General features: G+C 58.4%; 9 protein-coding genes, 1 tRNA gene and 1 pseudogene. 7 read left to right on the forward strand and 4 right to left on the reverse strand.

Features of this window, described 5'->3' with window-relative positions:
* Nucleotides 1-104: 104 nt before the first annotated feature.
* On the forward strand, nucleotides 105-1,295 hold the full coding sequence (locus tag O4H62_RS05945; RefSeq protein WP_269386208.1) for an NAD(P)/FAD-dependent oxidoreductase: 1,191 nt from the start codon (nucleotides 105-107) through the stop codon (nucleotides 1,293-1,295).
* Between the two features lie 39 nt (nucleotides 1,296-1,334).
* Nucleotides 1,335-2,219, forward strand: a complete 885-nt coding sequence (locus O4H62_RS05950) for an NAD-dependent epimerase/dehydratase family protein (RefSeq protein ID WP_269386209.1) — start codon at nucleotides 1,335-1,337, stop codon at nucleotides 2,217-2,219.
* Between the two features lie 599 nt (nucleotides 2,220-2,818).
* Here the strand turns inward: O4H62_RS05950 and O4H62_RS05955 are convergent.
* The 3 genes from O4H62_RS05955 to O4H62_RS05965 all read right to left on the reverse strand — a co-directional run bounded on the left by O4H62_RS05955 (nucleotide 2,819) and on the right by O4H62_RS05965 (nucleotide 5,887).
* Nucleotides 2,819-3,289 carry a tripartite tricarboxylate transporter TctB family protein gene (locus tag O4H62_RS05955; protein ID WP_269386210.1) on the reverse strand — a complete coding sequence of 157 codons (471 nt, stop codon included), beginning with the start codon at nucleotides 3,287-3,289 and terminating at the stop codon, nucleotides 2,819-2,821.
* A complete protein-coding gene (locus O4H62_RS05960) occupies nucleotides 3,270-4,796 on the reverse strand; it encodes a tripartite tricarboxylate transporter permease (RefSeq protein WP_269386211.1) in 1,527 nt (508 codons plus the stop codon). The genes O4H62_RS05955 and O4H62_RS05960 overlap by 20 nt, the downstream gene beginning before the upstream one ends.
* Nucleotides 4,797-4,930: 134 nt before the next feature.
* Entirely contained in the window at nucleotides 4,931-5,887 is a 957-nt protein-coding gene (locus tag O4H62_RS05965; protein ID WP_269386212.1) for a tripartite tricarboxylate transporter substrate binding protein, read from the reverse strand.
* A gap of 508 nt (nucleotides 5,888-6,395) precedes the next feature.
* On the opposite strand from O4H62_RS05965, the gene O4H62_RS05970 reads away from it, so the two are divergent.
* The 4 genes and pseudogenes from O4H62_RS05970 (at nucleotide 6,396) to O4H62_RS05985 (ending at nucleotide 11,159) form a co-directional block, all read left to right on the forward strand.
* Nucleotides 6,396-9,062, forward strand: a complete 2,667-nt coding sequence (locus tag O4H62_RS05970) for a bifunctional diguanylate cyclase/phosphodiesterase (RefSeq protein ID WP_269386213.1) — start codon at nucleotides 6,396-6,398, stop codon at nucleotides 9,060-9,062.
* Nucleotides 9,063-9,368: 306 nt separating this feature from the next.
* Nucleotides 9,369-9,445 (forward strand) — tRNA-Arg (locus O4H62_RS05975).
* A 214-nt stretch (nucleotides 9,446-9,659) separates the two neighbouring features.
* Nucleotides 9,660-9,871, forward strand: a pseudogene (locus O4H62_RS05980) (transposase); the annotation flags it as partial.
* A gap of 271 nt (nucleotides 9,872-10,142) precedes the next feature.
* Complete coding sequence (locus tag O4H62_RS05985; RefSeq protein ID WP_269386214.1) at nucleotides 10,143-11,159, forward strand: HNH endonuclease domain-containing protein; 1,017 nt, start codon at nucleotides 10,143-10,145, stop codon at nucleotides 11,157-11,159.
* 53 nt (nucleotides 11,160-11,212) lie between these two features.
* Here O4H62_RS05985 and O4H62_RS05990 read toward each other — a convergent pair whose 3' ends face one another.
* Nucleotides 11,213-12,271: a class I SAM-dependent methyltransferase gene (locus O4H62_RS05990; RefSeq protein ID WP_269386215.1), complete on the reverse strand. Its 1,059-nt coding sequence runs from the start codon at nucleotides 12,269-12,271 to the stop codon at nucleotides 11,213-11,215.
* 654 nt (nucleotides 12,272-12,925) lie between these two features.
* On the opposite strand from O4H62_RS05990, the gene O4H62_RS05995 reads away from it, so the two are divergent.
* Nucleotides 12,926-14,197 (forward strand): DNA sulfur modification protein DndB, encoded by a 1,272-nt coding sequence (locus O4H62_RS05995; RefSeq protein WP_269386216.1) that lies wholly within the window; start codon nucleotides 12,926-12,928, stop codon nucleotides 14,195-14,197.
* The last annotated feature ends 69 nt before the right edge of the window (nucleotides 14,198-14,266 follow it).

Consider the following 14,266-nt stretch of genomic DNA (forward strand, 5'->3'; position numbering starts at 1 on the left):
GAAGTTGACGGTCCGGGGTTTGTTGCAGGCGTCCGGTCTGCTAATGGGTTCGCTCGCAAACGAGGCGGCCTGCTCCAACCGGCGGCGCTTTTTCCGGAGACCGCATGCCAGCCATCAGCAAAACGGATGTCGTCGTTCTGGGCGCTGGCGCTGCCGGCATGATGTGCGCGATCGAGGCGGGACGCCGCGGGCGATCAGTAACCGTCATCGACCATGCGAAAGCACCCGGGGAGAAGATCCGGATTTCCGGCGGCGGACGCTGCAATTTCACCAATCTGCACTGCACGCCGAAAAACTTCATTTCAAACAACCCGCATTTTGCCATCTCGGCGCTGAAATCGTTTACCCAGCACGATTTCATCGAGCGGGTTAAGGCGCGCGGCATCGCATTTCATGAAAAGACGCTGGGGCAGCTGTTCTGTGACGGGTCAGCCCGGGAAATCATCGCGATGCTGACAGGCGACATGCGCGAGGCCGGGGCCCGGCTGGAGCTGGCGACCGAGATCATCGAGGTCAGGCAGGTAGACGGCGGCTTTGAAACACGCACCAGCGCCGGCACATGGCACTCCCGGTCGCTGGTCGTGGCCACCGGCGGCAAGTCGATACCCAAGATGGGCGCCACCGGCCTGGGCTACGACCTGGCCCGGCAGTTCGGCCATGAAGTCACCGAGACAAGGGCCGGGCTGGTGCCGTTCACCTGGGCTTCCAACATGCACGAGAGCTGGGGAAGCCTGTCAGGCGTCGCACTTGATGTCCATGCCTCATGCAATGGCGTGGCATTCGACGAAGCCATGCTGTTTACCCATCGAGGGCTCTCGGGCCCTGCGATGCTGCAGGTCTCGTCCTATTGGCGCGAGGGTGACACGGTCATGATCGATCTCGCGCCAAGCGCCGATCTTTCTTCCCGTCTCAAGGCGGAACGGATGACGCGGCCCAAGGCCTCGGCCTGGACGGTTCTCGGAGAAATCCTGCCCAAGCGGCTGGCGCAGCAACTGGGCAGCGAGGCCGACACCACACCGTCGCGGCTGGCGGATCTGAGCAACGCCGCGATAGAACAGATCGTCGCCGGCATCCGCAATTTCCGGATCGTCCCCGGCGGCACCGAAGGCTATCGCACGGCGGAAGTTACCCTTGGCGGGGTTGATACAAACCAGCTAAACCAGAAGACCATGGAAAGCCGGCTGGTTTCCGGCCTGCATTTCATCGGCGAAGTGATGGATGTGACCGGCCATCTCGGCGGGCACAATTTTCAGTGGGCGTGGTCTTCCGGGGCCGCGGCGGGACGCAGCGTCTGACGCGCTGCATCGAAAGCATGAATGATGGAGGAGACAGCGATGCGCATATTGTTCACCGGAGGATCCGGCAAGGCCGGCAAACATGTGGTTCCCTACCTTCTCGACCAGGGGCACCGGGTGGTCAATGTGGATCTCACGCCACTCAACCATCCCGGCGTTGATAATCTGACCGCCGACATCACCCAGTCGGGCGAGATGTTCAACGTCATGACCAGCTACGCCAATTTCGACGAGCTGGAGCCCGGCACCGGCGTGCCGAAATTCGATGCGGTGGTGCATTTCGCCGCCGTGCCCAGAATCCTCATTCGTCCCGACAACGAGACCTTCCGCGTCAACACCGTCGGCACCTACAACGTCATAGAAGCAGCGGTGAAGCTCGGCATCCGCAAGATCATCATCGCCTCGTCGGAGACGACCTACGGCGTCTGCTTTGCCGATGGCGAGGTCAACCCTGCCTCCCTTCCCGTGGAAGAGGACATGGATGTCAATCCGATGGATTCCTACGGCCTGTCGAAGGTCGTCAACGAGCAGACCGCACGCAGTTTCCAGCGCCGCTCCGGCTTCGACATCTACGCGCTTCGCATAGGCAACGTGATGGAACCGCACGAATATGACCGGTTCCCCGGCTTCTTCGCCGATCCCGGCGTCCGCCGCCGCAACATCTTCTGCTACATCGACGCGCGCGATCTCGGCCAGATCGTCGACCGATGCCTGAGCACGGACGGCTTGGGCTTCCAGATCTTCAATGCGGGCAACGACACCAATTCGGTGGACACGCCGACGGCAGAACTTGCCAGCCGCTTCTTCCCCGGCGTTCCGCTGACACGCGAGATGGGCGAGCATGAAGCGCTCTACTCGAACCGCAAGATCCGCGACATGCTCGGCTTCAAGGAAGAGCACGACTGGCGCAAATATGTGAAGTGAGGCGTGTCTGAATGTTTCAGGCACTCCATCTTCAATATTGCGAGTGGGGAATTGGCTTCGCGCATGCATTCAGCATCGTAATCTGCTTTTGCTTATGCGAGACGACCCTACCCTGATATTTGTAGCTGAAGTGGAGTTCAACAAGAACTGCCTTCGGAAATCTATTCGTAATCCTCGCCCATAAACCTGGAGACGTGATCAAATCGGCCGGCGGCCCAAGATATATCTCACAACACTCCGGAAACTGCGCCTCCAATTCATCAATTGAACTCGCATAAGGTGCGGATGCGAGGCTGCTTCCGGAACTCCAAAAGTAAGCGTGAACTTTGCTTGCTTCGTACTCAAACGCATTTCTGAGGAAAATCTCGTCGGCACGGACTGTTCCGGTTTCCCAACACCTATGGTCCAGTTGCCACGAATATGGCCTCAGGCCGTAATAGGTATAAGCAATAACTATCCCGCATATGGCAATCCCGGCTGCCCATTTCTTGCGTGGCCTGGCCATATGGCGTCACAACTCCGAACAGGTTTGGCGACGCCTGAAGATCATCGCTCTGAGGCATAAAGCCACTATTCCGGCGAGGTAGCGCCGGATTGTGTCACGGCAGCGGCACGCCCAGCGCGAAGCGGAACAAGGCGTAGAAGCCAGCCATGATAGCGATGCCCGAGGCGGAAAAGACCACCGCGCTTCGGGCATCCCAGCCCTCGTGCCGCGCGGCGATCAGCCCGCCGGCGAACGCGATTGCCGTTGCCGGCAGAAAACCGCCGACCGGCATGATGGCGCAGGCAACCAGCATGGTTGCCACCAGCAGTAGTCTCCGCCACCAGTCGCCGTTGCCGAAACCGTTGTCCCGGCTTGGCCTGAGCCAGGACGCGATGATCACCAGCACCGAACAGAAGATCATCGCATAGGCGACAAAGGTCGGGAACACCACGGAATCGGTATCCGAATAGGTCGTCACATCGTGCAACGTGATCAAACCGAGACCGATGAACAGGCTCGCAACGATCAGCGTTCCGACGTCTTTGCCGCCGGATCTGGATGATGTCTCAATCGTCTGTCTTGGCATTGGAGCCCGCCTGCATTTCAAGAAGTTTCTTGGCTCTCCTGCCCTGGATCACCGGATAGACCAGCGACAGGACGGTGAAGGCGATGATCGCCAGCGAGATCGGCCGGCCGAAGAACATGCCGGTGAGATTGCCGGTTGCCTCACCGATGATCCAGGCCTGAACGAAGCCCTGCTCGGCGATCGGACCGAGGATCAGGCCCAGCACGATGGGCGATGCGGCAAAGCCGAACCGCGACAGGACCCAGCCGACCGTTCCCAGCACGATCATGATGATGACATCGGAGATCGAATTGCGGATGGCGAAGGTGCCGATGATGGTCATGAAACCCACTGACGGCACCAGGATGGTCTTGGGGATGGTGACGATGGTCTTGTAGGCATAGCGTCCAATCAACAGACCTGTCGGCAGCATCAGGATGGTGGCGATGAAAAGGCCGAAAATGAAGGTGTAGACGATCGACCCGCCGCTATCGAACAGGGTCGGGCCGGTCCGGACCCCTTGCACCAGCAGGGCACCCAGGATCACGGCATCGGGCGGCGTTCCGGGAATGCCGAGTACCAGGGTCGGGATGAAGCCGCCGCCGACGGTCGCGTTGTTGGCGGCTTCGGTTGCCATGATGCCATCGGGTTCGCCTTCGCCGAATTTCTGGCCGGGTTTTGCCGTGCGCTTGGCCTCCGAATAGGCGACGAGGCCCGCCACCGAACCGCCCGCCCCTGGCAGGATGCCGATGACGGTGCCGATGATCGAGGAGCGCAGCAGGTTGAAGCGCGAGCGCCAGGCAAGGAGTGCTCCTTCGCGGAAGCGGACGGCCCGGCCGCCCTCCTCCACCTTGAGATGGCGTTCGGGCGTGGCGACCAGATCGATCAGCACCGGAATGCAGTAAAGCCCTATCAGAGCGCCGACCACCTCGATGCCGCCGATCATGGTGGAACTGCCGAAGGTCAGGCGGATGTCCGCGGAGATCTCGGCAACCCCGACGCAGGACAGAAGCAGGCCGAAGGCGCCGCCGGCCAGTCCCTTGAGCAGGTTGCCGGTGGACAAGGAGGCAATCAGCGACAGTCCGAAGATCGACAGCCAGAGATACTCGACCGGCCCGAAGGCGAGCGCCACGGAAGACAAGGGCGGCGCGAGCAACAACAGCGCCAGCGCGCCGATCATGCCGCCGAAGACGCTGGCATAGCAGGCAATCGCAACGGCAAGGTCGCCGTCTCCGCGTTTGGCCATGGGGTAGCCGTCGAAGGTTGTTCCGATGGCGGACGGGGTCCCCGGAGTGTTGAGCAGGATGGCAGAGTAGGCGCCGCCGTAGATCGCGCCCGTGTAAATCGCACCGAGCAGGATCAGCGCCGAAGCCGGCGGCATGGCGAAGGTGATCGGCACCAGCACCGCGACGGCCATGGTCGCCGACAATCCCGGTATCGACCCGATGATGGTGCCCGCGACCACGCCGAACAGCGCCAGCGCCAGATTGGTCAGCGTCAGTGCATTGGCCAGATGTTCAAAACCCATGTCGGACTGTCCATTCAGCTTGCGTGCAAGCGACTGCCGGCCAGCGACCGCAGAAGACGGCTTGCCGGTTATCTCGCCTCACACTTCACAAAAGGAGCATCCGGGCCTGTCCGGCCCGGATGAAGGGAAATGGATCAGTTGAGCAGCCCGGCTTCCGTTGCCGCCTCGATATACTCGTCCTTGCGGGCCTTCATGAAATCGCCCATGCCATCGACGCCGACATCGAGAAGCGCGAATCCGCCATCGAGCATCTGCTTGCGGAAAGCCTCGTCGGCATTGATTTCGCCGAACATGTCCGACAGGGCCTTGACGGTCTCGTCCGGCGTGTCCTTGGGAACGGCCATGCCGCGATAGGCGCCGCCGACCATGTCGAAGCCGAGTTCCTTGAAGGTGGGCACGTCGGGGAACAGCGGATGACGCTCTTCCATGGCAACGGCGAGCATCCGCACCGCATCGCCTTGCGCGGCGCCGACGGTGGTGTACCCCCACTGTGCCTTGACCTGCTTGCCGAGCATGGCGGTAACCGAAGCGCCGGTTCCCTTGAACGGCACATAGGTGGTCTTGATGCCGGCCATTTTGTCGAACCGGATCTGAGCAAGATGGTTGGCAGTCGCCTTGCCGGAGCCGGACATGGTCACAGATCCGGGATTGGCTTTCGCGTCGGCAATCAGGTCTTCAAGCGTCTGGTAGGGGCTGTCCGCCGTCACCACGATCGCGTCAGGCGTGTAGTGGAACATGTAGAACGCCTTGATGTCCTCGGTGGTGTAACCGACATCCTTTTGCGCGGGCTGAATGACAATATGCGGCAGGTTGATGCCCATGATCGTGTAGCCATCGCCGGCCATGGAGTTGAGCTGGGCCCAACCGACCGCGCCGCCGCCGCCGGGCTTGTAGGAGACCACGAGATCCTGGCCGAACTTGTCCTTGAAGAAAGGCTGCTGGAAGCGGGCGGAAATGTCTGATTCACCCCCCGGACCGAACGGTATGATGTATTCGATCGACTTTTCCGGAAACGCCAGGGCACCGGTCGCGGCAACAAGCGAGACCGCGGATGCAACCACCAGCGTCTTGACGAATTTCAGTTTCAACATGCTTTCCTCCCAAATAATTCTGGATGCAAGCGCTTTCATCGCCGCTTGCAATGAAACTGTCGATTGCCCCCTCACCCATCCTTCTCTCCCAGGTCGGAGGCCCTGCAGCCGGATCATTTAATCAGGTGAAATCCGGTTTGTCATGCGTGTTGAGGAAAATGTGGCCCAGATAAAAACGATGCTCTGACACCGGTTTCAACCACAGGCGTGACAACGCGGTGCTGACAAGTCTCGTCTCACGCGCGCTTCAGACCTCCGTGCAGGACACATCAAAGCCGGGCACAGTCACACAGGCCGAGACCAAATCCGATCTACTGGACCGGACGGAAGAAAGTACCCGCTTTTCATGGAGTTGCGCTACCCGATCTACATTCCGGGGCCAGATTTTGGCAAAAACATTAGTCATTTATTACAATCCGCTGAATTAGCATTGCCCCGAAGTGAGATCCGCCCTGCCGTGCCCCATCCATGGCTTCCGGCACTCACCAACGGTTACCTGTGGATTGCGATGTCAAGAAGTTCCAGCCTCAATTTGAAACGCGGTCACCTGTTCCTGAGACCAAGTGTCATTGCAGGCGTCATAGCACTTGTCGTTGCGGTCGCCGCAGGCGTGTTCGCCGAATACCAGAACCGCATCGTTCATTATCAGGCTTCCCACGCCAAAGTCAGCGAACAGCTTGGACTGGTGCGGGCGAAACTGGAAGGCAACATCAACAGCAACATCCAACTTGTCCGCGGCCTGGTCTCGGTGATTGCAACGCAACCCGACATGGACCAGGCGCGCTTTGCCAGCATTGCCAGAGGGCTGGTCGGCAAGCACTCGCAACTGCGCAATATTGCCGGCGCACCCGGGCTGGTCGTCAGCCTGATGTATCCGATGGAGGGTAACGAGCAGGCAATCGGCCTTGATTACCGGACGAACAAAAGCCAGCGCGAAGCCGCAATGCGCGCGGTCCATACGGAAGAAATGGTGCTGGCTGGTCCGGTAAATCTCTTGCAGGGCGGACAGGGGTTTGTCGGCCGCTTTCCGGTTTTCGTCAGGGACGATGCCGGCAGCAAGGAACTGTGGGGGCTTGTGTCAGCCGTCGTCGACGTGGAGATGCTCTACGAAGCAAGCGGCCTCCTCTCCACCGAGTTGCCGGTCAGGATTGCCATTCGGGGGCAAGACGCAACCGGCGGAGAAGGCGATATTTTCTTTGGCGACCCGGAAATCTTCAGTAACGATCCGGTGACATCCCAGGTTTCCCTGCCAAACGGAAGCTGGCAGATTGCGGCCATTCCCGCAGCCGGCTGGTCCAGCACGCCCGAGAATGCCTGGCAGATGCGGTTTCTCATCCTGCTTGCCGGCTTGCTGGTTATCCTTCCGATCTCCATCGCCGGATACCTGAACGATCTGCGCCACACCCACATGCAGGAGCTCGCCCGCCGCCAGCGCCAGCTTCAACGGCTGTCAGAACGCCACCAGCTCGCCCTCGACACCTCGAGGATCGGCGTCTGGGAGCTCAACCTCGGCACGTCGGAACTGACATGGGACAGCCGGATGCGGGAACTCTACGGGGTTTCCAGCGATGTCGGGCAAGTCACGCTCGACACCTGGCGCAAGGCGGTTTTTGCCGAAGACCGCCTGCAAGCCAAAACGGCATTCGACCAGGCACTCAAAGACGGCAGCACCTATCATTCCAACTTCCGCGTGATGACCCACGACGGCGTGACAAGGTGGATTCGCTCCGTCGGCGCCGTGCACACGAATCCCGACGGCCAGCGGTACATCGTCGGGGTGAACTGGGATGTCTCGTCTGACATCGAACTCAACGCGAGCCTGCTCGCAGCCAAGCAGAGCGCCGAGCAACGCAACAGGGAGCTTGAAGAAGCCCGCGCCCAGATGGAGCGCAACTCGCTGCACGACAGCCTGACCGGACTGCCGAACCGCCGGTTCCTCGACAAGAAGCTTGCCGGCGAACCGGCCGGGGCCACTGTTACCGCACTGCTGCATATCGATCTCGACCGCTTCAAGCAGATCAACGACACGCTGGGTCATGCCGCCGGAGACGCCATGCTGACCCATGCCGCTTCGGTGCTGTCGAGCAGCGTGCGCGCCGGCGATTTCGTTGCCCGGATCGGTGGCGACGAGTTCATCATTGCCATTGCATCGAAGACCAGCGAGGTGCAACTGGCGGCGCTGGCCAGCCGGATCATTATGAAAATGCGCGAGCCAGTGCCCTATGAGGGACATGAATGCCGTTTCGGCGTCAGCATCGGCATTGCGATGGCCGACCCGGACAAGGCGCATTGCGGCAAGCGCCTGCTTGTCGATGCGGATATCGCGCTCTACCGGGCCAAGAGCAACGGACGCAACCGCCACGAGTTTTTCAATGCCGCGCTGAAAGCCGAAATCATCCGCACCAAGCGCGTCGCCGATGACATTCTCAACGGGCTCGACCGGAACGAGTTCGTACCGTATTTCCAGCCCCAGTTCGATGCCAGGACGCTGGATATTGTCGGCGTCGAGGCGCTGGTGCGCTGGATCCATCCAACCGAAGGCGTGCTCGCGCCGGACAAATTCCTCAAGACCGCGGGCGAGCTCAATGTGGTGCCGCTGATCGATCGCTCCATCCTTGAGCAGACCTTGTGGCAATCGACCCGCTGGAAGGCGGCCGGCATTTCGATCCCCAAAATGTCGGTCAATGTTTCAGCCGGAAGGCTTTACGATGACGATCTGATCGAGAGTCTGAACGGCCTGGCTTTCGATCCCGGCACGCTCTCGTTCGAATTGCTCGAATCGATCTTCCTGGACGACAAGAACGAGACCATCGTCTCCAACATCGCCCATCTCAAGGCCCTTGGCATCGACATCGAGATCGACGACTTCGGCACCGGCTTCGCCTCCATTGTCAGCCTTGTGCAGGTCAAACCGAACCGGCTGAAAATCGACCGGCAGCTGATCGCACCGCTGGTCCGCTCCGCCAGCCAGCGCAACCTCATCGCATCGATCATCGACATCGGCCAATCGCTGGGCATCAAGGTTGTGGCCGAAGGCGTCGAAACACGCGAACATGCCGCCATCCTGCGTGATATCGGCTGCGACACGCTGCAGGGCTTTGCGCTTGCCCGTCCGATGGCTTCGGATGAGCTGATGGCCTTCGTGCGCAGGGAAGGCTGGCGGCAGGTGGCCTGAAGCCTTGCCTGGCGGCCCTCCGCCGATGCCGGCGAGGAGTTGCAACCGGCAACCGGGCGCCCGTGCGGCACGGATGGCTGCAACAGTCCTGACGCTTCGTCGCACCGCAGACAGATAACTCGCCGCAGCCGCATCGCGCCTGATGCCAGCGGTCCGAGGCCAGCAGTCCGCGAATTCGGACCGGAGAAACCATTTTCGGCGTTGATGCGCCGCCCGCGATCAGCTAGAAGACCGCTTGTCAGCTGCTTTGCGCCGCACAGGTCATGCCCTTTCCGGCAGACCCGCCGTACGCCAAGCGCCACGGATGCACCCGTAGCTCAGCTGGATAGAGTGCTGCCCTCCGAAGGCAGAGGTCACAGGTTCGAATCCTGTCGGGTGCGCCAATAAATTCAAAAGCTTAGCTGGGTTTCGATATTCCTGACGCGACCGTTAACTCACCAGAAACTCACCAATTATTGGCGCACTGACTCGTGTTTTCGAGGGTTTTTGGCGTGTGTCCAATTTCTCTAATCACATGACCTTGCAAGATCGGCCATCGAACCGAAGTAAGCGCACGGTCCGACCCGGACAGGAGAGACAGCGCTCGCGCGCGTGGAATCGCCCATCAAACGCCTCAACGGCGAAATCAAGCGACGCACCAAAGTCGTCGGCATCTTTCCCAACGAAGACGTCCTCATCCGTCTCGTCGGTGCTCTGCTCCTCGACAGAACTACGAATTGGCGGTCCAGCGGTCCCTATACATGACGTTGGAAACCATCGCGCAGATGAGCGATGATCCGCTCATCTGCCTGCCTACCGTGGCACGATGATATCCCTGCCCAAACCGGAAGGCGTCACGGATGTCAAAAGCTATGCCACGCTACGGGACACGATGTGTCGCAGCGTAATATTGCCTAATTCGATCTTTTGCTGAATTGCTCCGCCTCAAGCTGATTTTGCGAGCTTCCCTCCGCGCATATTTGAGGCATCGCCATATTTCGTGGAAAGCTTTCAATCCTTTCCTTGGCCGGCATTTTAATGTTCGTTAATACACGCTGGAACAAACGTTCGCAGATATCGGTACAACAGGAGAGGTCAGGTTTGGAAACTCAACTGTCTACGCACGAGGACATGGAGGTTGCCCGCCTAGCGCAGCTTTTCCGAAATTGCACTCAATCGTACAAATTTCTGTTTTTTCGGGCTATACTTGCCCGGTTAATCGAAAAGGATTGCGCTCGTATCGCTTTCAGCGAGATCCTAGCCGAGATGCTAATTTCCGCGTGGTGGCCCGCAGTGGTTGGACGCTTGGCGATTGGGAATGCCGCCGGCAACGACACCTTAACGAAGCTTGTGGCCTCGATTGGTGATGTGGTGAACGAGAAGCTCAGACAACGGGAAGCACTCGCTCTTGCGCTGAAGGCGGTAAAGACTGAAAGAGCCAGAGGCTGCCTGCGTTATGTTCCCGAGGCATTGCTCAGCCCGTGGAAGACGAGCGCGCAGTTTAATCCCCTCTACAAAGTTCATGATGATGGGATCGAACTTTATCCTGAATGGAAGGAATATCTAAAGGTCAATATACCAATAGTAAGAGGATGGGCAGACGGCGCCTGGCTTGCGTGGGTTCAGGCTCGAAACCCGAATATACCTGTGACACTTGAGAAGCTGGCGCCGCCGGCGAGACATAACAATCTCGCTCGCGAAAAGACGTTTTTCCTGCAGAATATGTTAGGCAAGCCAATCGTCTGCATCTACACCCAGCAAAATGTCTGTGAGTCCGATCTGACACTCGATCACTTTTTGCCTCGAAGTTTTGTAGGCCACGATCGGATCTGGAATCTTGCGCCTGTTTCGAAAAAGGTCAACTTTTCGAAAGGGGCTCGCCTCCCGCTAGACGGACATCTTGATGAGCTGATTAAGCTACACCATCATGTCGTAACCGCAGCTCTGGGGCACGCGAGGAAATCTGAAAGCACGTTCTTGGATCAGTATTGTACGGATCTTCGGTTGTCGCCAGAGCAACTTAGTGATGAGAGGGCTCTCCGAGAGGCCTACGTGGGAAATGTGTTGCCGATGTTGGCAATAGCTAAGCGAATGGGATTTCCTACTGATTGGCCCTGAGCATGACGGCGCAGGGCAGTGTTAGCTTCAGCTATTTGCAGGCTGGGCGCCGTCTAAGTTTCGATTCTTCTCAAAATGACACTCATCCATTTTATCTCAGGTCGATCAAGGAGATCATCTCTTACGCCTTTCTCCTCCACCTGAAGACCTAACGGCAACGCTATCGTTCGGAGCTCATCTAGGGAGACATTAAACATGGCCCGGTCAGGATCTGCAGGCCCCAGCCGTAAAGTCAGATATACTTTGCCGGATACCGTCAGCAGAGATTTCAAACGGGCAAGCGCTGCCGGACGATCAGCTGGATGGATGTGCATCCAAACAGCACTTACAACTATCCAATCGAACCGCTCCGCTTTAATTGCCTTCAGGCCGGGAAGTCTGTCGTCAATCCATATGACACGTGGGTTCACGTGGATTTTTTGTGCAATGCGCCTGAAAGATTCGGAAGGCTCGGCTGCGATAACGACGTGGCCTTGTTCAGCTATCCACGATGCGTCGCGCCCAGTCCCCGCCCCCACATCGAGGACACTCAGGGGAGATTTGCCTTTCAGACCATCCACTAGGGCTGGATGCGCAGCCTCGAACGGTACGACTTCATACAGGTCAGCAAGGTTCTGAGCCTGCTGGTTGTAGAACTCTACCGATGCCCCGCTGATACCGTTTCCGATCCAGCCGGCCTGCTTCGCTGTAATTGCCATCAATATCACGCTCGCTAACGCTGCAAGCACTAACATGATTTGGAAGGTTCTTCGAACCAGAAATGGTTTCGTAAACCAACCATCACCGGGGGCGCCCACGAACACAGACGGCTCGAAGTTCCGCAGCCAAATGAGGTGACACTCCATGATGTAACGCAGTCGTGTGAGCACGAGGCAGAGACCGAAATTCCCGGCAGCCGCCAAGCCTAAAAGACAAAACTGAAATAGCGGGGCGGAGTCCGCCATCGAAACCCCGAACCAAAGCCCCCCGGTTAGCGTCATCGCCAGCAAGGGAATTTGCCACATGAGCTGATTTAGCGCTCGGAAGTTCTCGGAATTCTGGCCGTAGGCCTCGAGCATCCTCTGTTCGATGCGGTCGTCGGCTCGGACCGGAACATCCTGATTGGTAGTCATCGACCCTCTCATCTGCGCACTTTGGTAAGCGGCGTATTTTACTCCAGTATTAGGCTATTGCCTGAGCACTGAGGTTGCACTATTGGCTGAAAAAGTGGATGACTGCAACGGAGGGTTAGTAAAGTCGATATAGTGTGCGCAATGAAATAATCGACGGGGCGAAAAAACATAAATGAGAGCGTTTTTAGAGGGTATGGCGGGTCTGGAGTTGCGTTTGATAACCTGCCAGCCGATCCCTGCTCGGTGGGCAACTTTCGATAGCGCGAATGCGTTAACATGGGAAGAAATACCCTTTCGGCCCCACTCGATTACACAAGTCCCACAAGTCAAAGGGGTTTATTGCTTCGTTGTCGGGCCCCCTCCATTTGCGCTCCCGTCCGTTCGATACCCCATGTATGTAGGGCGCACCAAGCGTCCCCTGCGTGAGCGGTTTCAGGAGTATCTGAGGGAGCAGCACAGCCCGACCGGCCGGTACCACGTCAAGAAATTCCTCAACGTGTTTGAGGGCGAGCTTACGTTCTTGTGCGCCCAATTTGCCGGCACCTATCAAGAACTCGTGCGAGCAGAGCGGGACGTCATGGACGCAATGATGCCAGCATACAGTGATTCGGGCTATAGCGCTGAAGTGCGCGCAGGACGAGGAGCTTGGCAGTAATGGCCGGAAAACTATTTATGCCCGCCATGCAGGGCACCTTCGGCGACTGGAATTATTACTCGGCCTTGGTCACCTTGGATGATATCGTCGAGAGGGTCGGCTATGCGAGTCTTCTGACTGAAAACTCCAGCTTGGGCGAACAGATCCAGCGCCGCCTGGACGATCGATCGCGAGCCTCCGACATTGCGGACTACCTCATTCGCAACCAGGATCGTTTCTTCAACTCGCTGGTGGTCGGGGTCCTTGGCGGTCAGCCTGAATGGCACCCGTTTTCGCTTTCCAGTCAGGTCGCTGAGCATGAACTCGGAGACGTTACGGAACGCGATCAGGATCTAGTCGGTTACCTTCAGCTCAGCGGCGAGGAAACGCTGTTCGCGCTGGATGGGCAGCACCGCCTCGCCGGTATCCGACAGGCGCTCGCTGAACAGCCCGACCTTGGTCAGGAAAAGCTCTCTCTTATATTTGTTCCGCATTTGGATACCCCTGCAGGCAAGATCCGGACGCGAAGTCTGTTCATTTCGCTGAACAAAAAAGCTGTCCCCGTGAACCGCAAAGACATCATCATCCTCGACGAGGTGGATATCGCAGCCATTATCACAAGGCGCCTGGTCGACTCCCACCCACATTTCAATGGCGGTGTCATCGATGTTACTCGGTTTGGCAATGCCATCCCGTCGTCGTCGCCTTTTTGGACGACGATCGGCACCTTTTATGACGTGAACGATGTCATCATTCGTCGCTTTGTCGAAGGCAGGGATGAAGGCGAGCTCGAGGATGCGGGAAAGGTGCGGCTTTCAGAAGACCGGCTGGTGTTCTATCAGGCCGGCGTCCTTGATTTCTACGATCGGCTGGCGCGGATGGAGCCCTTGCTGTCAACTGTGTTTGGTGAGGATGTCGAGCAGAAGGCAACGGCGCTTCGCCACGCGCGAACAGCCGAAAACCCCCGCTTACTCTCAAGACCCGTCGGATTGAAAATATTTGTCAACGCGGCGGCCGAACTAAGAGAGGGACGCACAGTCGCACAGACCTTCAAAGAACTGAGAAGAGTGCCGCTTTCCTTGGATCGACCTCCTTTCAACGACATTATCTGGGACGCAGACCGCGCTCGGATGGTAGTATCCGGACAATCTCTGTCCAGCCGGCTTTTGCTCTACATGCTCGGGCTCACGAATTTCGGTGAGCGTTTGCGGCAGAGTTATGCCGATCATCTCGGAGTGGAACCAGAGACGGTTCGGCCACCGCGCCGACTGCCTGCGGTCAGAGCCCGGTAGACCACGCAAGGATAGTGGACAACCGTAACTGCCAATTGTTATTTGCAGTTTTGTGGTGCATGTTGGTGC

The organism is Parahoeflea alexandrii (assembly GCF_027214025.1).
GTDB classification, from domain to species: Bacteria; Pseudomonadota; Alphaproteobacteria; order Rhizobiales; family Rhizobiaceae; genus Hoeflea; species Hoeflea alexandrii_A.

What these genes read in the sequence shown, in the direction of transcription:
- O4H62_RS05945 (WP_269386208.1), top strand. Translation starts at nt 105, where the DNA reads ATGCCAGCCATCAGCAAAACGGATGTCGTCGTTCTGGGCGCTGGCGCT.
- O4H62_RS05950 (WP_269386209.1), top strand. Translation starts at nt 1,335, where the DNA reads ATGCGCATATTGTTCACCGGAGGATCCGGCAAGGCCGGCAAACATGTG.
- O4H62_RS05955 (WP_269386210.1), bottom strand. Translation starts at nt 3,289, where the DNA reads ATGCCAAGACAGACGATTGAGACATCATCCAGATCCGGCGGCAAAGAC.
- O4H62_RS05960 (WP_269386211.1), bottom strand. Translation starts at nt 4,796, where the DNA reads ATGGGTTTTGAACATCTGGCCAATGCACTGACGCTGACCAATCTGGCG.
- O4H62_RS05965 (WP_269386212.1), bottom strand. Translation starts at nt 5,887, where the DNA reads ATGTTGAAACTGAAATTCGTCAAGACGCTGGTGGTTGCATCCGCGGTC.
- O4H62_RS05970 (WP_269386213.1), top strand. Translation starts at nt 6,396, where the DNA reads ATGTCAAGAAGTTCCAGCCTCAATTTGAAACGCGGTCACCTGTTCCTG.
- O4H62_RS05990 (WP_269386215.1), bottom strand. Translation starts at nt 12,271, where the DNA reads ATGACTACCAATCAGGATGTTCCGGTCCGAGCCGACGACCGCATCGAA.
- O4H62_RS05995 (WP_269386216.1), top strand. Translation starts at nt 12,926, where the DNA reads ATGGCCGGAAAACTATTTATGCCCGCCATGCAGGGCACCTTCGGCGAC.